Genomic DNA, 19,333 nt, shown 5'->3' on the forward strand with positions numbered 1-19,333 from the left:
CGGCTGGCGAAGCGGTTCTAGCTGACGGAGCGCACCGTCGAGCGGATCTCCTCGGCGGACGCGAGGAACTTCTCGAGCTCGCTCGGTGACATCGGGGTGTCGAGGATGCGCTCGACGCCGTTGGCGCCCACGATCACGGGCGTCGAGATGGCGACGTCGTCGATGCCCCACTGCCCCTGCAGGAGTGTGGAGACGGGCATGATGGCGTGCTCGTCGTTGACGATGGCCTCGGCGATGCGGGCTCCGGAGAGGCCGATCGCGTAGTTCGTGGCGCCCTTGCCCTCGATGACCTTGTAGGCGGCCGTGCGCACGTCGTTGGTGATGCTCTCGAGGGTCTCCTCGGTGAAGGGGCGCTCGCCGTCGCGCTCCCAGTCGAGGATGGGGATGGGGCCGATCGTGGCCTGCGACCACAGCGCGAACTCGCTGTCGCCGTGCTCGCCGACGATGGTGGCGTGCACGCTCGTCGGCGCGAGACCGCCCGCGAGCTTCGCGATGATCCAGCGCAGGCGGGAGGTGTCGAGCACCGTTCCGGAGGAGATGACGCGGCCGGGCGGGAGGCCGGAGATGCGCTGGGCGACGACCGTGAGCACGTCGCACGGGTTGGTGACGAGCACGAACACGGCGTTGGGGGCGAGCTCCACGAGCTGCGGCATGAGCGACTCGAGGATGCCGACGTTCACGCCGACCAGGTCGAGGCGGGTCTGCCCCGGCTTCTGCTTGGCGCCCGCCGTGATGATGACGACGTCGGCGCCCGCGACGGTCGTGATGTCGCTGGAGCCGGTCATGATGCTCGAACCCGTGAACTGGGTGCCGTGCGCGAGGTCGAGCACCTCCGCTTCGACCTTCTTCGTGTCGATGTCGTAGAGAGTGATCTCTCGGGCGACGCCACGGATGAGGCACGCGTACGCCAGCGAGGTGCCGACGCTGCCAGCCCCCACGATCGCGACCTTCGACTGCTTCTGCACGGGCATGGTGCTTCCTTTCGGGAAGATCAGCAACCCTCTGATCGTATGGGCGCTGGCCTGATCGCTGCGGCGTGTCGCGGCGCGGCTCGGGTTGCGCTGAAGGTGCGCTGGTTACGCTCGTTCGCATGCGCATCCCGTCGGAATCAAGTGAAGAATCACGGCACGACGGCGCGACTCCTCCAGCGAGCGGATCGGCCGGCGGCGCCGCCTCGACGGCTGGGGGCGCGGCTGGTGGCCGCGGTGGCACCGATCGGCGCGCGCGCGGACTCGAGGAGGTCGACGCGAGGCGAGTGCAGCGCGCTGACTTCGTGAAGCAGGTGCTCGCGAAGCGCGACGGCGGCGCGGATGCTGGCGATGCGGCAGACGATGCTGGCGATGCGACGGTCGACGGTGCTGCTGGCGACTCGGCTGCTGACGAAGCTGTTGCCGACGAAGCCGCTGCTGACGACGCTGTTCTCGACGGCTCTGCAGGCGAGATCGATGGCTCGACCGATGACGCTTCCGTCACTGATGCGGCAAACACTGATGCTGCAAACACTGGCGCTTCGGCTGCTGGCATGTCCGCAGATGCGAACGCGGGCGACGTCGAGACGCCGGCGGGCAGTGAGACGTCCCGCGAACCCTCGAACGAGACCGTCGCCGTCGACGACTCGATCGTGAGCGCGCTCCGAGCCGAGGGGCGAACGGCGACGGGAAACCGAGACGCCGGACGGGTCGCCGCCCCGCGTCCAGACCAGACCGTCGCCGTCGACGACTCCATCGTCGCGGCGCTCCGGGCGGAAGGCCGCACGGCGACCGGGGACCGCGACGCCGGGCCCGCCGGTCCTGGTCGCGACGGGGACGGCGCATCCGCACCGCAAGTGACAGCCTCCGGCGCGCAATCCGGCCAGACGACGCCCCGGGCTCCCGCCGACGCGGCCCCGCCGACCGCCGCGATGCCGGTCGTGACGCAGCTGCGGGACGTCCCCGTCTCCGAAGCGCTCCCCGCGGCGCTCGCCCTGCTCCGCGGCTGGCGCGAGCAGGTGGCCGACGCCGACGCGAAGCGGGCCGCCGCGGTCGAGGCCGCCTCGAGCTCCCGCGCGAAGCGGCGCGCCGACACGACCTCCGAACTCGACCGTGTGCTCAGCGGGCCGGACGGCGAGGTGTTCCTCCGCTCCCTCATCGACGAGGTCATCCGCCCGGACGACGCGATCGCGGCCGGCAACGGCCTCGGCGACCTCGCCCCCAAGCTCCCCGCGAGCCTCTCGACCGGCACGAAGCGCGTGTTCCAGCTGGGCGCCTTCGCCGGCCCGGGAGTGCCGTGGCTCGCGGTGCCCCTCATGCGCCGGGCGACGGCAGCGTTCTTCGGTGAGGACACCGTCAGGAACGCGCCAGCCGACATCTCGGCCGCAGTCGAGCGGGCCGCGTCCCGAGGGGCCGTCCCCCGCATCCGCCTGCTCGGCGACGAGGTCCTCGGGGAGCGCGCCTCCAACGCGCGGCTCGAGACCTACACGCAGCTGCTCGCCGCCGGCCAGATCCGCGAGGTCGAGCTGCGCGTCGTCGACATCGAAGCGCAGCCAGCCCTCTGGGACTTCGACGGAACGCTCGAGCGCGTCGTCTTCAAGCTCTCCGCACTCGGCCGGGCGGCCCTCACCGCGCAGACGCCGCCACTGCTCATGCTGCGAGCTCAGTCGTCAACCGACCTCGAGCTTACCGTGCAGGCCTTCATGCGCGCCTTCGAGCAGGAGGAGCTGCGCGGCCTCCACGTCGGCATCTCGCTGCCAGCCCAGTTCCCTGAGACGACCGGCCTGCTCCGCCGCATCGGCGGATGGGCGCACATGCGCCGCGAGGACCTCGGCTCCGACATCACGGTCGCGATCACCCGCGACGCGAACCACGAGCTCGAGCGCGCCGACGCCGTCATCAACGGCTGGCGCCTCGCGACCTACGCATCCGACGCCGACGTCGACGCCAACTTCGCGCGCCTCCTCGACGAGGCGCTCGCGATCGACCACGTCGCCGCGTTCCGGGTCGAGGTCGAGGCGGATGCGCGCCGAGACGTGGCACTCGCCGCCGCCATCGCGAACGCGCGAGGACTGCCGAAACCGGTCAGGGTCGTCGTTCCTCGCTCGGCAGACGACGCGACCCTCGCGCGCATCCGCTCGGCCGGCGTCGAACTCGTCGAACGCACCCCCGTCGTCGACGGAACCACGCAGCGCCACGCGGCCAGCTACCTGCAGCATCGGGTCGACGTGCGGGCCAGGCAGCTCGGCGCGGAGCCGGCCGACGCGGCATCCGCGACGGCCGCCGTCACGCCAGGCGTGGGCGCCGACGCCGTGCATCCAGACGACGAACGACTCCTCAGCGCCACCGCCCGCATGCGGCAGATCGACTCGGGCCCGAACCGCGAGCAGGACCGCGTGCTCGCCGACGACGCCGCCACCGTGACCGCGAGCATCCAGCTCGAGCTCTTCCCCGATGGCCTCTTCGAGGACGAGGAGCCCGCGGCGGAACGGCCGGCGCGCGTGAAGAAGCTGAAGCCGGCCTCGAAGCCCGTCATCGACGACGAAGAAGAGGTCACCGAGAACCCGGCGGACACCGGGCCGAGCCCACGCCTCACCGAAGTCGTGCTCGGGCTGAAGCGCGGCCGCCTGCTGCGCAACACGTTCCGCAACGCGCCAGGCACCGATCCGTCGCTCGCCAGCAACCGCGACTGGCTCCTCTCCATCCAGCGACGAGTGCCTCGCAGCGAACTCGGCATCGACGAGGTCGAGCGGCACCTGCTGCACGAACCGGACGACGTGGACGCGCTGCTCTCGCGCGCCGAGCGCGCAGCCGAACCCTGGGCGCAGAAGCCGGGCTGGGAGCGGGCGGCCGTGCTCGAGAAGGTGGCGAAGGCGCTCGAAGCGAACCGGGCGCGCCTCATCGAGGTGGCCGTCTCCGAGACGGGGACCCCACTCCCCGACGTGGATGCCGACGTGAGCCGCTGCATCGACCTCGCCAACTACTACGCGCACCTCGCTCGCCAGCTCGACCGCATGCAGGGCGCCGACTTCGAACCCGTCGCCGTGACCGTCGTCACCCCATCCTGGGTGCCCGCCGTCGCCGGCAGCGCGGGGCACACGGCGCAGGCGCTCGCGGCCGGCAGCGCGGTCGTCCTGAAGCCCTCCCCCCGAACGCGCCGCACGGCGGCCGTCTTCGCCGAGGTGCTGTGGGATGCGGACATCCCGCGCGACCTCGTGCAGCTCGCGATCTGCGACGAGAGCCTCCTCTCGGACGAGCAGCTCGGACAGATGCTCATCACCGACGACCGCGTGCAGCGGGTGCTGCTCAGCGGCAACTGGGAGACGGCGCGATCGTTCCTGCGGTGGCGCCCCGACCTGCCGCTCATCGCCGCGACGAGCGGCAAGAACTCCATGATCATCACGCCGAGCGCTGATCTCGACCGGGCCGCCCTCGATGTCGCCCGCAGCGCGTTCCTCAGCGCGGGGCAGCGCCCCGGTCACGCCGGCACGGTCATCCTCGTCGGCTCCGTGGCACGCTCGAAGCGCTTCCACGAGCAGCTCGCCGACGCCGTCGCATCGCTGCGCATCGGCTACCCGAGCGACCCGGGTGCCGTCGTCGGCCCGCTCGTGTCCCCGCCCGACTCGCAGCTGCGCTTCGCGCTCACCTCCCTCGGCGAGGGCGAATCGTGGCTCGTCGAGCCGCGCCAGCTTGACGACACCGGTCGCCTCTGGTCGCCCGGCATCCGCGTCGGCGTCAAGCCGGGCAGCTACCAGCACGTCACCGAGTTCTTCGGCCCAGTGCTGAGCGTCATGCACACGCACACCCTCGACGAGGCCATCCGCCTGCAGAACTCGACCCAGTACGGGCTGACAGCTGGCATCCACTCGCTCGACCGCACCGAGATCGCCGAATGGCTGCGGCGCGTCGAGGCCGGCAACCTCTACGTGAACCGGGACATCCTCGGCAACACGCCTCAGCGGCAGCCGTTCGGCGGCTGGCTCCGCTCCATGGTCGGAACTGCCACGAAGTTCGGGGGCCCCAACTCGCTGCTCTCCCTCGGCGCGTGGCGCCCGAACCATGGCGAGCAGTCCCAGACCCTCCACCTGCGCGGCATCGACGAGCAGGCGACGGCGCTCATCGAGTCGGCGGCACCCTTCATGGACTACGAGACCTTCGACCGCCTCCGCCGCGCATCCCTCAGCGACCAGATCGCCTGGAACGAGGAGTTCGGCGAGGTCTCCGACGTCTCCAACCTGAAGTTCGAGCGCAACCTCATGCGGTACATCCCAGCGCGCGCGACGATCCGCGCGGCCGAGGACGCAACGCTCGCCGACCTCATCCGCGTCATCGTCGCCGCCCGCATCGTGCGTTCGAAACCGCTCGTCACCTCAGGCGTCGAGGTGCCGGATGCGGTGCTCGCCGAGCTGCACGCGCAGGGCCTGACCGTGCAGCGTGAGACCGACGCGGAGTTCGCCGAGCGCGCCCGCACCGGCGGCATCGAGACGCTGCGCGTGCGCCTCATCGGCGGCAAGCGGCGCGAGTTCTGCGACGCCCTCCAGGGTGACCCGGACATCTCCATCTGGTCGGACGAGGTCACGCCCGCCGGTCGCATCGAGGCGCTCCCGTTCCTGCGCGAACAGGCGATCTCCATCACCGCACACCGGAACGGGCACCCCGATCCGCGCATGCAGCAGCTCTTCCCGTACGAGCAGACCATCGACCCGGACGCGCCCATCACGCAGGGGCCTATCAAGTCCCGCGGGTAGTGCACTCAGGAGCCCCGGGAGTGCTGTCCAACATCAGTGCGATTTCGAGCAGGAATTGCGGTTGGAAGGTTTCAGCAGAGGATTCTGCACTGATGTTGGTCAGGAGATGGGCGGATGGCGCAGAAGCAGCGCCGAGGCAGCGCTTCGTGTGATGAGGGCACGCCGGCAGTGGCGTGCAGAGCATGTGCGCGCACCGACCGTGCGGACTTCTTGCGAGGCTGATGGGTTTTTACCCGTCACCGGTCAGAGAAACCCAGCACGCGTGTCCGCAGAACCCATCACCGTCGGAGAATCCCCGCACGTGGCGGCACCGCGCGGGGGAGGGGTGCTGCGGCCTCGGTCATCAGGGGGCTGAGCGAGTGGATGCGGGTGTCCTCTGTGCTCCGAGGCCGGTCGCCTACGATCGAGCGCATGACTGTCGACGCCGCCGGAACCCCCGACTCCCCGCGAACGCCTGACCTCGCGCGAGCCTTGGAGGCATTGTCCCGCGAGCTGCCTGGCAGGGTGGTCACCGACCCGGAGGCTCTTGAGCCGCTGCGCGTCGATCGCTCCGGTGTGGTCGCCGCCGGCGTTCCGCTCGTGCTGGTCGAGGCGGAGTCGGTCGAGGATGTGCAGGTGGTGTGCCGCGTCGCGAGCGAGTTCGGCGTCCCCATCGTCACGCGCGGAGCCGGCACTGGCCTAGCGGGAGGTGGCGCGGGCGGCGAGGGTGAGATCGTGCTGTCGACGCTGCGCATGAACCGGGTCCTCGAGATCTCCCCGGCGAACCAGCTCGCGGTCGTGCAGCCGGGAATCCTGAACGGCGCCCTCAACGAGCAGCTCGAGGGGCACGGCTTCTGGTGGGCGCCCGACCCGGCCTCCAAGCACATCTCGACGGTGGGTGGCAACATCGCGACGAACGCCGGTGGCCTGCTGTGCGCGAAGTACGGGGTGACGCGCGAGGCGGTGCTCGGGCTCAAGGTCGTGCTCATCGACGGCTCGGTCATCGAGGTCGGCCACCGCACGGTCAAGGGGGTCACTGGCCTCGACCTGTGCGCGCTCATGGTCGGCTCGGAGGGCACGCTCGGCGTGATCGTCGAGTGCACGCTCAAGCTGCGTCCGCTCGTGGCCGGGGTCGTGCCGACCATCGGCGCGTACTTCACGGATGTGCGGCGGGCGGCCCGTGCATCCGCCGCCGTCACCGCGTCTGGCATCCAGCCGGCGATCATGGAGCTCATGGACAAGGGCGTGCTGGCCGCCGTCTCCGCGTACACGGGCGTCGACCTCGCCTCGCACGGCGACTCGTATCTGCTGATCCAGACCGACGGCGCGAACGCGGTCGCCGAGGCCGAGGGCATCGTCGAGGTGCTGAGCGCGAACGGCGGCACGGTCGAGATGACCACGGATCCGCAGTCGGCGCTGACGCTCGTGGATGTGCGGCGGCAGGCGTACGCGGCGAAGGAGGCGCTCGGGAACGTGCTGGTCGAGGACGTCTCCGTGCCCCGCGACCGGCTGCCGGATATGTTCGCGAAGATCGACGAGGTCGCGGCGCGCACCGGCACGACGATCGTCACGGTCGCGCACGCCGGAGACGGCAACCTGCATCCGACGTTCATCTACGACCGCGCGGAGACCGTCGTGCCGCGGGCGGTGTGGGATGCGGCTGATGAGCTCTTCACGTACGCCATCTCGATCGGCGGCACGCTCACGGGCGAGCACGGCGTGGGCCTGCTCAAGCGCCAATGGCTGGGTGAGGAGCTCGGCGAGCGTCAGTACGAGCTGCAGCGCGGCATCAAGCGACTCTTCGACCCGCAGGGCCTGCTCAACCCGGGCAAGGTCTTCGCCGAGTAGGCCGCGCCGCCGCTCGGTCGCGTTCCCAATTGACGGGAAATTTTGCGGGACGTCGGGCGTGCCGTTCAGGAGGATCGTCCGCGAAACAAGGGCGTCACATTCCGTCCACTAGTCTCGGGACATGGGTGACCTCTTCGACGGCTACAGCCAGGCTCTGACCAGGCAATCCCAAGCGGCGCTGTCGCCGCCATTCGACGAGATGTTCATGGGGGAGGCGCCTGAGGGCGAGCTGGATCCGCGGCGCACGTACCGAGATCTCTACGACGTCCTCTCGGGGATGACGCAGGAGCAGATCCGCCACCGCTCCGATTCGCTCGCCGACTCGTACCTCGCGCAGGGCGTCACGTTCGACTTCGCCGGCGAGGAGCGTCCGTTCCCGCTCGACGTGGTCCCGCGCGTCATCGAGCGCGCCGAGTGGCAGAAGACGGAAGCGGGCATCAAGCAGCGCGTGCGCGCGCTCGAGGCGTTTCTCGACGACGTGTACGGCGACCAGCGGGCCATCGCCGACGGCGTGATCCCGGCGAGCCTCATCGCCTCCTCGGTGCACTACCACCGGGTCGCGAAGGGCATCCGCACGGCGAACGGGGTGCGCATCCACGTCTCCGGCATCGACCTGATCCGGGATGAGCACGGCGAGATGCGCGTGCTGGAAGACAACGTGCGCGTGCCGTCGGGCGTCTCCTACGTCATCTCCAACCGCCGCGCCATGGCGCAGACGCTGCCGGAGCTCTTCTCCCGCATGCGCGTCCGCCCCGTCGGCGACTACCCGAACCGCCTGCTGGGCGCGCTTCGTGCATCCGCGCCGGACGGCATCGAGGACCCGACGGTGGTCGTCCTCACGCCAGGCGTCTACAACTCGGCGTACTTCGAGCACACCCTGCTCGCGCGCCTCATGGGCGTCGAGCTCGTCGAGGGCCGTGACCTGTTCTGCTCCGGCGGCCGGGTGTGGATGCGCACGACGGCTGGCCCCCAGCGCGTGGACGTCATCTACCGCCGCGTCGACGACGACTACCTCGACCCGCTGCAGTTCCGCCGCGACTCGATGCTCGGCTCGCCCGGCCTCATGATGGCGGCGCGTCTCGGCAACGTGACGATCGCGAACGCCGTCGGCAACGGCGTCGCCGACGACAAGCTCGTCTACACGTACATGCCCGACCTCATCCGCTACTACCTGTCGGAAGAGGCGATCCTGCCGAACGTCGACACGTGGCGTCTGGAGGAGCCGGACGCGCTCGAGGAGGTGCTCGACCGCCTCGACGAGCTCGTCGTGAAGCCGGTCGACGGCTCCGGCGGCAAGGGCCTCATGATCGGCCCGAGCGCCAGCAAGCAGGAGCTGGACGAGATGCGGGTGCGGCTGCTCGCCGACCCGCGCGGCTGGATCGCGCAGCCGGTCGTGCAGCTGTCGACGATCCCGACGCTCGTGGACGACGGGATGCGGCCGCGTCACGCCGACCTGCGTCCGTTCGCCATCAACGACGGCCACGACGTGTGGGTGCTGCCTGGCGGCCTCACGCGCGTCGCGCTGCCCGAGGGCCAGCTCGTCGTGAACTCGAGCCAGGGCGGCGGGTCGAAGGACACGTGGGTGGTCGGTGCCGAGCGCAGCTTCTCCAAGCCCGTGCCGCACGGCGTCGAGGAACTGCTCGACGACCAGGCCGACGTGTCGGAGACGCCGCACCCCGTGACGGGTGTGCTGCGCGTCATCCCGCACCGTCAGGACCACATGCCGCAGGATGCCCCGAAGCGCAGCGACCAGCAGCAGACGCAGCAGCAGACGCAGGGTCGGGCCTCGCAGGCCCAGTCGCATTCGCACGCTCAGTCAGAGCAGATCCAGCAACAGCAGCAGGCACGCGGTACAGCGCCGGCTGCGGCTGGAGCAGCCGACACGAACCAGAAGGGAACGGACGCATGCTGAGCCGTATCGCCGAGTCGCTCTTCTGGATCGGCCGCTATGTGGAGCGGGCCGACGGCACCGCCCGCATCCTGGATGTGCACCTGCAGCTGCTGCTCGAAGACCCGTGGGTTGACGAGGCGACGGCCTGCCGCTCGCTCCTGAGCGTCATGGGCGCTGCGGATGTGCAGCCGGACGCCGAGCTGACCCGCTCGGACGTGCTGAACCTCATGGCCGTCGACCGCTCGCAGCCCGCTTCGATCGCCTACTCGGTGAACGCGGCCCGCGAGAACGCCCGCCGCGCTCGCGAGATCGTGTCGACGGAGCTGTGGGAGTGCCTCAACGCCACCTACTCGCGCATGCCGTTCAGCGTGCGCCAGGAGAAGGTGCACGACCTGTTCGCGTGGGTTCGCGAGCGGTCGGCGCTCGCGGTCGGTGTCGTCAACTCGGCGGCGAGCCGCGACGACGCGTACCAGTTCATGATGCTCGGCCGCTCGCTCGAGCGCGCCGACATGACGGCACGCCTCCTCGCGACGCGCTCGCTCACCGAGGCGTCCGGCGCATCCTGGACGACGATCCTCCGCTCGTGCGGCGCGTACGAGTCGTACCTGCGCACGTACCACGGCATGCCGTCCGCAGCGAACGCGGCGGAGTTCCTGCTCCTCGACCGGCTCTTCCCGCGGTCGATCCAGTACTCGGTGTCGACGGCGCTCTCCTGCCTCTACGACATCCAGCCCCGCCACGAGCGCGGCGGCCGCGTGGGAGTCACCGACCAGGCGCAGCGCCTGCTCGGCCAGATCTCCTCCGACCTCGAGTACCGGCCCATCCACGACACCCTCGCTGACCTGCCCCGCTACATGGATGGCGTGCAGGATGCGGTGTCCCGGGCTTCCGAGGCGATCCGCCAGCGCTACTTCCCGTCGATCACAGCCCCGAGCTGGGTGGGAGACAACTCATGAGCCGCATCCGCATCCGCCACTCCACGGGTTTCCGGTACGAGGGCGACGTCACGACCTCGTACAACGAGGCCCGCATGCTGCCGATGGCGAACAACGGCCAGTTCGTGCTGTTCGGGCACCTCGATGTCACGCCGCATTCGTCGACGCACAACTACTCCGACTACTGGGGGACGAAGGTGACGGCGTTCGAGGTGCTGAACCCGCACTCCGAGCTGTCGCTGACGGCGTCGAGCCTCGTGGAGGTGCGGCAGCGGCCCGAGGCCGGGCAGCTGTCGCTGAGCTGGGATGAGCTTGCCCGTGAGCGGCTCCGCAGCGTGGAGCTCGTCGAGCAGACGGCGCAGACGCGCCTCACGATGCCGCCGGAGGATGTGAAGGCGCTCGCGGCCGAGGTGAAGGGCGCGAACACGGGGCCCGCATCGACCGCGATGGAGATCCTGCACCTCGTCTACGAGGCGGTCGCCTACGAGGGCGGCGTGACGGGCGTCCGCACGACGGCCGCCGAGGCGTGGGAGCACAAGCGCGGCGTCTGCCAGGACATCTCCCACATCGCGCTCGGTGCGCTTCGCGCCGCCGGCATTCCTGCCATCTACGTGTCGGGCTACCTGCACCCTCGCCCGAACGCGGAGATCGGTGAGACCGTGAGCGGCGAGTCGCACGCGTGGATCGAGTACTGGGACGGCGAGTGGCGCGGCTGGGATCCGACGAACGACATCCCGATCGGCGAGCGCCACGTGCTCGTCGGCCGGGGCCGCGACTACAACGACGTGCCTCCGCTGCGCGGCGTGTACGCGGGCCCGTTCTCCTCGCAGCTGTTCGTGAAGGTCGACATCACTCGAGAGGCGTAGCCGTGCCGGGGTCGGGTTCCGGGCAGCAAGGCGGGTCTGCCGGCGGTTCGCATGGCGGCTCGCAGGGGCGTGCGGATGCGCGCGGTCCGGCGGGACCGCATCCCGACCCGACCGGTGCGCCTGCGGCGTTCGTGGTCCCGACCGGCCATGGCGTGGACGTGCACGTCTACGAGTGGGCGTGCGCGTCGCCGCGGGGTGTGATCCACCTGTCGCACGGCTCGGGTGAGCACGCGAAGCGCTACGACGCGTACGCGCGCGAACTGGTCGCGGCCGGGTACTCGGTCGTCGCGCACGACCAGCTCGGGCATGGGCAGACCGGGCTCGGCTCGCACGGGCTCTCCGTGCTGCCGGCGACCGAGAATCGGGCGGCGCTCGAGGCGCTCGAGGACATCTCGGCGTGGGTGCGCGACCGCTACCCGAAGCTGCCCCTGATCTTGCAGGGACACTCCTGGGGGGCGTTCCTCGCGCAGCAGCTCCTCGCCCGCGATTCTGCGTTCTTCTCGGCGTGCATCCTGACGGGCACCGCCCTCGCGATGCCCGGTTACACGAACCCGGGGAACCTCAACAAGCGGTTCGAGCCAGACGAATCCGGTCTGCAGTGGATGTCTCGCGATCCCGAACAACGTCGGAGGTTCGCCGACGACGACCTGTGCTTCCGGATCTCCGAGCAGCCGGTGTGGGGTGTGCGGGGCGCGGTGCAGCTGATGCACCTCCCGCCCAGGGCGGCGTCGGGGAAGCTCGACGACATTCCCGTGCTCATCATGGCCGGCTCGGAGGACTCGGTCGGCTACGGCGAGCGCGGGCCGCGTGCCCTCGCGCGGTTGTATCGGAAGCGCTCGAAGCTGAGCGACGTGACCCTCGAGATCTACCAGGGGGCGCGGCACGAGCTGTTCTTCGAGCTGAACCGCGACGAGGTCATCGCCGACATCGTCGCGTGGCTGGATACGCGCATCCCGCCGCTCTTGTAGCGGAGCGCCGTAGAGTGCTTCCATGCACGGTGAGTACAAGGTTCCTGGCGGGAAGCTCGTCACGGTCGACCTCGAGGTGGAGGGCGGTCGGATCGTCGACGCGCACCTCGCGGGCGATTTCTTCCTCGAGCCGGACGAGGCTCTGGATGACATCAACGGCGCGCTGAACGGGTTGCCTGCGGACGCGAGCGCAGAGGAGATCACGGCCGCGGTGCGCGGTGGTCTTCGGGATGATGCGCAGCTGCTCGGCGTCACGCCTGAGGCCGTCGGCGTGGTGGTCCGTCGGGCCGTGCTCGGCGCCCGCGACTGGCGCGCGTACGACTGGCAGATCCTGCATCCGGGGCCCCTGTCGCCTCGCGAGCATGTCGCTCTCGACCAGGTGCTGACCGAGGAGGTCGGCGCGGGCCGACGCCCCGCGACGCTGCGCCTGTGGGAGTGGGACGAGACGGCCGTCGTGCTCGGCTCGTTCCAGTCGGTGAAGAACGAGGTCGACCAGGAGAACCTCGACAAGTACGGGGTGCAGCTCGTGCGGCGCATCACGGGTGGCGGCGCGATGTTCATGGAGGCCGGCTCGGTGGTGACGTACTCGCTGTACGTGCCGAGCGATCTTGTGCACGGCATGTCGTTCGCGGAGTCGTACGCGTTCCTCGACTCGTGGGTGCTGGATGCGCTGCACGGCCTCGGCATCAACGCCAGGTACGAGCCGCTCAACGACATCGCGAGCCCGTCTGGCAAGATCGGCGGGGCCGCGCAGAAGCGCCTCGGCTCCGGCGCGGTGCTGCACCACGCGACGCTCAGCTACGACATCGACGGCGACCGTATGACGGAGGTGCTGCGCATCGGCCGCGAGAAGCTGAGCGACAAGGGCACGCAGTCCGCGAACAAGCGCGTGAGCCCCCTGCGGTCGCAGACGGGGATGGAGCGCTCGGCCATCATCGACCACTTCAAGGCGACGTTCGTGGAGCACTACGGCGGGACGCCAGGCGAGGTGACGGACGAGGAGATGGCGAGGGCCCGCGAGCTGGCGCAGTCGAAGTTCGCGTCGCGGGAATGGACGCACCGGGTTCCATAGGCAGCGGATGCGCGTGGCCGGGGGACACAGCAAGAGGGGAGAAGTACCCATCGCGTGACGCGGGATGCGTGGTTACGCTGGCGATTCATCCGCGAATTCTCCGGAGGATCCCCGTGCCGCACATGTGCAATCCTGCTCCCGTCTCCCAGGAGGCGGCTTCGTGACCGCGTTCATCGACCCGCTCTCCGACGAGCGCGGCCCTGATGGCGCGGGCGGCGGATACACCGTCTACTGGGCATCCGCCGAGCGGGTCTCCCTTTCGAAGCCCCTGCAGCGGTTCCTCATCGACGCGCAGTTCTCGCGCCTCCGCCCGATCCTGGTCACGACAGATCAGGCGCACGTCTCAAGTTTCGTTGCGGATGCGTTCCAGGCGGCAGGCGGGTACTGGGCCGTGTCGCACGGCGGCGCGATGTTCGACGCGTTCCGGGGAACGCGCATCCGCAGCTTCGGCGACTTCTGGGCGCCGAGGTCCGACGCGGTGTCCGAGGCGCATCCCTCGCTGTCGCGCCTGCGCGAGCACACGACGCCGTCGTTCGTCTTCGATGTGTACGTGCGCGACCGCGCCGATGACCGCACCCTCATCGGCGGCACGGCCGACCTCCTCGTAGCGGGCCTGGGCGGGGGCGCCCTCGAGCGCTGGGGTCTCGTCGAGCCGCTCGCACAGCGCTGGTCGCACGCCGCCGTCACCGAGTCGATGCGCCGGCAGATGCCCGTCACCGAACGCCACTTCGCGGCGGGCGGCGACGGTTCGGCCGTCAGCCTTGCGGTCTCGCGGACGAAGTCGGGGATCCTCGAGCACGTGCGCGGTACCGTCCCCGTCCGTGACGCCGAGCTCGCGGCGCTGGCTCGCGATCCCCGCGGTTCTCTCGCCGCACACCCGCGCGTGATCGACACCCTGCGCGAGCTCGCCGAGACGAGCCGCGTCAACGTCGCCCTGCTCTCGTGCGGCGAGGTCGAAGAGCGCCAGGGGTCGTTCGGTCGCCTGCCCGGCGTGCGCCGCCCAGAGCAGCCGCTCGCCGTGCTCCTCGGCGCACGCGCGGTGCGCGACCTCGCGATCGACGTGGACGCGCTCGCCGAGCAGCACGACGTCACCACCGTCGGACTCCGCCGTGCCCCGGCCCTCATCGTCCGGCTCACGGGCGACGACCCGCTCTGGTACCAGCTGCGCGCGTTCGCGACGGACCTCGACCAGGAGCGTCTCGCCTCCGCCCTCGCCGTGGAGTTCGCCACGGGTGACGCACACGTCGGGAGGAGCTGACCGTGCCCATCGAACTGGTCCTGCTGAGCGAGGTCGCACCCAGCGACGAGGCCATCGCGCGCGCCATCGCCGAAACCCACCCCGAGGGGCAGCTCGTCTCCTTCGAAGACGGCGTCGTGCGCCACGCCGTCGACGCGGCGGGAGCGTCCCTGCTGACGGTGTTCGAGAGCCAGCCGATCGCCGACCCGACGAGCGCGGTCGCCGCCATCGCGCATCCACCCACAGCGTTCGGGTTGTGGACAGACATGACCGTGCCGAGGAGCGAGCCGCAGCGTGGCCGTGCCCTGGCCGAGCAGATCGCCGCCGCTGTCGGCGGAACCGTGACAGAGAGGGTGTGACGTGTCGGATTGGAAGATCGACCCCACCGGGGTGCAGACGGTGCTCACGAGCGTGCAGACCACGCAGGGCGAGCTCGCGACCGTCATCACGGAAGCGGGCATGAACGGCGTGATGGCCGGCGTCGCGTGGGGCGGCGGCATCACGGTCGGCGTCTCCGAGGCCCTCGCCGGCCTGCTCACCGAGCAGCAGTCGAACGTCACGGCCGTCGGCAACACCGTCAACGCGAGTGTCACGGGTGTCGCCAACGCCGTCTACGCCTACAACAACGGGCAGGAGCAGATGGCCCTCGAGTTCCAGGGCGCCATCGCGGACGGCTCCGACGGCGACTTCAGCTTCTTCGAGCAGCACGGCTACCGGGGGGACGCATGACCATCGAAGTCTGCACGGGAGACGGTCTCATCGACCCGTCGGCGTTCGTCCTGAAGAGCGCCGATCTGGACACGTCGCTGATCGAGGGATCGGCCACGGCCCTCCAGGGCATGGGGTCTGGTCTCGTCGAGAAGGTGTCGACGATCAGCACGACGTGGTCTGGCATCGGCGCCTCCTACCAGGCACCCGAGCAGGAGTCCGTCTATGCAGCGATCACGCCCGCGACGAACGCGGCCGCGGATGTGGAGACCAGCTTCTCCAGTGCGGCCGGCTACCTGAACACCTACGCCGAGGCGCTGGAAGCGGTGAAACCGACGCTCAAGGACCTCGAGGACCGCGCGGCGGCGTTCCGTCAGGAGGCGCTGGCCGGCTACAACGTGACGGTGTGGGATGCGCACGGCCTGTCGATGGAGTGGATGACCACTTCCTTCAGCGATATGGACAAGAAGTCCGAGCACATCCCTTGGGGTGAGCACGGCCCGGCGAAGGAGAAGAACACCGAGCTGCTCGCCGAGTACGCGGCGATCGTCGAGACCGTCTCACAGGCCGCGACGACGTGCGCGGCTGGCCTCGAGACGCTCAGCACCGCGCAGTACGTGACCGAGGACGAGGCCATCACCGCCGAGGCGATCATGGCGTCGACGGAGCTGCCGTGGGGCTACCCGTCGGAAGAGGACCGCAACTGCTCGGAGTCGGTCGCGCATGGGGCCGGCAACTTCTGGCACGGCACGTGGACGGGCGCGGCGTCGCTCATCGGCCGGGACCCCGTCACCGGCGACTGGGGCTGGGACAATGCGGGGGCCGCGTGGGGCGGGCTCGGCAACTTCGCCCTCTCGACGGCCGTCGTGCTGTCCCCGACAACGTGGGCCGTGAAGCTCGTCGCGCCCGGCTCTGAGGCTGACCAGTGGTTCGACGACCGCGTCAACGTCGCCGCGACCGGCTGGGGCAGCCTCATCGGCTACGACCACCAGGCCGCGCTCGCCGGTGAGAACGGCTTCCACGCGTGGGAGGAGGACGCGGTCGCGACGGGCACCGAGACGCTCGCGAACATCGTCACCTTCTTCATCCCAGGCGCGAACGTCGCGAAGGGCGTCTCGACGGCCGGCAAGGTCGGCTCGATCGTGACGCGTGTCGGCGGGGCCGCCGCTGACTTCGCGATTCCCGGCGGCTCGCTCGCGGTCGGCCTCGCGACCAAGGGCATCAAGTTCTCGCCGGACGGCCTGAAGATCACGCCGTACGTGGGCGCGACCGGGGTCGTGGATGCGCTCTCGCCGTCCGGCGGGGTGCCGCCGGTCTCGAACGCGTTCGGGTTGGAGACGCCCGGGTCGGTGCCGACCGCTCCCGCGGGCGGAGCGCCGGGGGTGCCGACAGGGTCTGGCGCGCCGGGAGCCGCGCCGTCCGGAGCCGGGACTCCAGGGGCTGGGAGCTCCGGAGCCGGGACTCCAGGGGCTGGGACTCCAGGGGCTGGCGGACCTGCCATCACCGCGCCAGAAGCGCCGAGTACGTCGGGTGCGCAGGGCACCTCCGGTGCGCAGGGCACCTCCGGTACGCCGGGCGCGCCCGATGCGCCGGGCGCGCCTCGCACGCCCGATGAGGCGACCGGGCCTACTGGACCGGCCGCGCCTCCAACCTCTCCGACCGGGCCGGCTGCACCGGCCGGGCCTCCAACCTCTCCAGGCGGGCCTGCTGGTGGCGGAGGCGCTGTCGATGGCAACGCCAGCGGGGGAACAGGCGGCAAGCCGGACGGCGACTCCGTCGTCAACCAGAAGGACGCTCCCCGCAAGCCGACCCCCGACGACTACGAGAACGCGTACGACAACGCGCCGAAGAACGCCGACGGCGTGCCGACGGACCCGAGAACGGGTGAACCCCTCCGAGTGGATCCGGAGACGGGGAAGCAGGGCTGGCAGCTCAAGTACGACACGGAGACGGACACGTTCGTTGCTCGGAACCCCGGCCAGGGGTACTTTGCGCCGAACCCGCCGGCAGCGGCGCTGGACTTCGATCCGGCGGTCGGCTCGTCCTACTCGTCCGGCGACGCGCACCTGCCTGGTGGGCACCCGCCGACGACTCCTGAAGCGACCTGGGACCCGAAGTCTGGTGAAGCGGGGTACGCCCACGTCACGCCGACCTCGCCGAAGGGCATCGACTACCAGGCGCAGATCAGCGGCCTCGAGGTGCTCCCGGACGGGCGCCAGCCTGAGTACGTCGTGCCGAGCGACACTCCCAGCGGCGCCGTGAAGTTCGACGGGCACACGATGCGAGGCGACCCGCCCGTCGAGGTCTTCCTTGAAGCGAAGGACGGCTACGGCATCCTGGGCAACGCCCCGTACACGCACAAGGCGATGGAGATGGCCCAGAGCATCGAGGACCAGATCACGAGGCAGCTCGACGCGATGCCGGAGGGCGCCGTCCTAGAGTGGCACGTGTCCGACCCGGTCGGTGCGGCAGCGATCCAGGCGATCGTCGACGCGAAGAAGTTCTCCGACGTGCACGTGTTCTACACCCCGAAGGTATGAGTGGCTATGACGACCTGGCTTGATGGTTCAGAGTTCGCAGTGAGCGCCGTGTGGGCTCGGCTGGGAGCTTCACCCGAGTGGATCGCGCAGCGCACCGATGTGCTCGTTCAGCGCTTGAGCGAGTCGTTGCGCCTGACGGGGTGGCAGGTGGTCGGCGGTGGCGACTGGGAGGGCACCGAGGAGCAGAAGGTGGCCGTCGTCGCGGCTCACGTGAACTCCGGCTCAGGCCAGGCGCAGCTCGGCGACGGCTACTCGTTCTCGCTGTTCGCTTCGAACGCCGCGGTGCACGTGAGGCTGCACACCCAGGCCGGCAGCGACCGGGTGGGGCGTCGGCTGCCGTCGCATTCCTCGATGCTCCACGTCTCGCCGACGGGGCCCGGCGCGGTCTCCGGCGAGCAGGGCGGGGCGATGGTCGAGGCGATGGTCGAGGCCTGGTCCCCGCTGCAGGTCGACCTCTCGATTCCGGACCTCTTCAAGATCGCGCGGCGCGGAGGGTGGAAGATCCCGCCCGCGAACCGACTGTGGCTTGCAGCGGAGGTCGGCGCGGCTGACGAGGCGGCCGAGGGGGTCGCCGTCTCCCGTCTCGGCGACGGGACGCTGTTCTCGGCACCGGATGACTGGGATGCGCAGCGCGTCGTTGACGCCATGGCGGAGACCCGGGAGCGCAACGGCCTCGACGTGCTGCCGCATTGACGCTGCGGATGGCAGCGACCTGGACGAGATGAGAGAAGGAGTCGAGTGAGCGACTACCGCACGCAGATCACGGGTCTGCTGCCGACCGCGGACGGCCGAATTCCGCAGTGGAACGTCCCGGATCCGCTCACCGATGGCGGCTTCGTGCCGTTCGATGGTCGCACGCTGCGAGGTCCGGAGCGTCACGAGGTCCTGCTGCAGGCGTTCGCGGCCGATCGCGTGCCGGAGCTGCGGCAGTGGCCCGACACCGAAGAGGCTGTGGAGACGGGGCGACGCGTCTTGGGGCTCGCTGCGGCCCAGTTGCGCGTGAAGCCCCCTGAATCCATTGTGGAGTGGCATTTCGAAGACGCCCCCACCGGGGACGCGGTGAACCGCCTCTTCGTCGACGCCGGTCTCACAGGTATCGACGTCCGCTACACGCCTGCAGTCGTCGGCGAGTGAGCTGACCCGGCATCCGCCTGGCCCGTGACCGGCGAGCACGAACGAGCGGCGGCGAGCATCCGCTTCGGGATGCTCGCCGCCGCTCGTATGCGCGTGCCTGTGCCTAGCCGGGGATCGACGCGCGTGCCGCGGACAGTGCGCGGCGGGCCACGTCGTCGTTCTCGACAAGCGAGTTGCGGATGGCGGCGATGACGTCGCGAACCTGCTGGCCTGCTGAGTTCCACTGCTGCTCGAGGTGCGCGTACTCCTCCGAGACGCCGTCGGCCTGGTAGTCGGCCATGGCCGACTTGACGTCGGCGTCGCGGCGGTCGAGCGCCGACTCGAGTCGGGCGGCGACCTGCTCGAAGTTCGCCTGCGTCGCCTCGGACGAGCCGATGTTGTAGTCGTTGCGATCCATCTGGTTCGTGAACATGCGTGTTCTCCTCGTTCTCGTCGCGTC

15 protein-coding genes are annotated in these 19,333 nt (G+C 70.2%); 13 read left to right on the forward strand and 2 right to left on the reverse strand.

Going from position 1 to position 19,333, the window contains the following annotated elements:
• Window positions 1–17: 17 nt before the first annotated feature.
• Window positions 18–971 carry an L-lactate dehydrogenase gene (locus F8O03_RS11655; protein WP_151423982.1) on the reverse strand — a complete coding sequence of 318 codons (954 nt, stop codon included), beginning with the start codon at window positions 969–971 and terminating at the stop codon, window positions 18–20.
• Window positions 972–1,090: 119 nt separating this feature from the next.
• Between F8O03_RS11655 and F8O03_RS11660 the strand changes: the two genes are divergently transcribed.
• The 13 genes from F8O03_RS11660 (at window position 1,091) to F8O03_RS11720 (ending at window position 18,894) form a co-directional block, all read left to right on the forward strand.
• On the forward strand, window positions 1,091–5,716 hold the full coding sequence (locus tag F8O03_RS11660) for a proline dehydrogenase family protein (RefSeq protein WP_151423983.1): 4,626 nt from the start codon (window positions 1,091–1,093) through the stop codon (window positions 5,714–5,716).
• Window positions 5,717–6,127: 411 nt separating this feature from the next.
• Window positions 6,128–7,543, forward strand: coding sequence for an FAD-binding oxidoreductase (locus F8O03_RS11665; RefSeq protein ID WP_151423984.1), 1,416 nt, complete (start codon window positions 6,128–6,130; stop codon window positions 7,541–7,543).
• Window positions 7,544–7,664: 121 nt separating this feature from the next.
• Window positions 7,665–9,455 carry a circularly permuted type 2 ATP-grasp protein gene (locus F8O03_RS11670; protein ID WP_151423985.1) on the forward strand — a complete coding sequence of 597 codons (1,791 nt, stop codon included), beginning with the start codon at window positions 7,665–7,667 and terminating at the stop codon, window positions 9,453–9,455.
• Complete coding sequence (locus F8O03_RS11675; protein WP_068478330.1) at window positions 9,449–10,390, forward strand: alpha-E domain-containing protein; 942 nt, start codon at window positions 9,449–9,451, stop codon at window positions 10,388–10,390. Before F8O03_RS11670 ends, F8O03_RS11675 begins: the two co-directional genes overlap by 7 nt.
• Entirely contained in the window at window positions 10,387–11,235 is an 849-nt protein-coding gene (locus tag F8O03_RS11680) for a transglutaminase family protein (RefSeq protein WP_104254567.1), read from the forward strand. The genes F8O03_RS11675 and F8O03_RS11680 overlap by 4 nt, the downstream gene beginning before the upstream one ends.
• 2 nt (window positions 11,236–11,237) lie before the next feature.
• Window positions 11,238–12,203, forward strand: a complete 966-nt coding sequence (locus F8O03_RS11685) for an alpha/beta fold hydrolase (protein WP_151423986.1) — start codon at window positions 11,238–11,240, stop codon at window positions 12,201–12,203.
• A 22-nt stretch (window positions 12,204–12,225) separates the two neighbouring features.
• A complete protein-coding gene (gene lplAB, locus F8O03_RS11690) occupies window positions 12,226–13,275 on the forward strand; it encodes a lipoate-protein ligase LplAB (protein WP_151423987.1) in 1,050 nt (349 codons plus the stop codon).
• Between the two features lie 160 nt (window positions 13,276–13,435).
• Window positions 13,436–14,533, forward strand: a complete 1,098-nt coding sequence (locus tag F8O03_RS11695; RefSeq protein WP_151423988.1) for a DUF6177 family protein — start codon at window positions 13,436–13,438, stop codon at window positions 14,531–14,533.
• Window positions 14,534–14,535: 2 nt separating this feature from the next.
• Window positions 14,536–14,871 carry a hypothetical protein gene (locus F8O03_RS11700; protein ID WP_151423989.1) on the forward strand — a complete coding sequence of 112 codons (336 nt, stop codon included), beginning with the start codon at window positions 14,536–14,538 and terminating at the stop codon, window positions 14,869–14,871.
• 1 nt (window position 14,872) lies between these two features.
• On the forward strand, window positions 14,873–15,241 hold the full coding sequence (locus F8O03_RS11705) for a DUF6507 family protein (RefSeq protein ID WP_104286865.1): 369 nt from the start codon (window positions 14,873–14,875) through the stop codon (window positions 15,239–15,241).
• Entirely contained in the window at window positions 15,238–17,760 is a 2,523-nt protein-coding gene (locus tag F8O03_RS11710; protein WP_151423990.1) for a Tox-REase-5 domain-containing protein, read from the forward strand. Before F8O03_RS11705 ends, F8O03_RS11710 begins: the two co-directional genes overlap by 4 nt.
• Window positions 17,761–17,766: 6 nt before the next feature.
• Complete coding sequence (locus tag F8O03_RS18260; RefSeq protein ID WP_208851854.1) at window positions 17,767–18,453, forward strand: hypothetical protein; 687 nt, start codon at window positions 17,767–17,769, stop codon at window positions 18,451–18,453.
• Window positions 18,454–18,498: 45 nt separating this feature from the next.
• A complete protein-coding gene (locus F8O03_RS11720) occupies window positions 18,499–18,894 on the forward strand; it encodes a hypothetical protein (protein WP_151423991.1) in 396 nt (131 codons plus the stop codon).
• Window positions 18,895–18,997: 103 nt separating this feature from the next.
• On the opposite strand, the gene F8O03_RS11725 is transcribed toward F8O03_RS11720, so the two are convergent.
• Window positions 18,998–19,306: a hypothetical protein gene (locus tag F8O03_RS11725; protein ID WP_151423992.1), complete on the reverse strand. Its 309-nt coding sequence runs from the start codon at window positions 19,304–19,306 to the stop codon at window positions 18,998–19,000.
• Window positions 19,307–19,333: the final 27 nt, after the last annotated feature.

Origin of the sequence: Pseudoclavibacter terrae, from assembly GCF_008831075.1 — a bacterium.
Taxonomy (GTDB): domain Bacteria; phylum Actinomycetota; class Actinomycetes; order Actinomycetales; family Microbacteriaceae; genus Pseudoclavibacter; species Pseudoclavibacter terrae.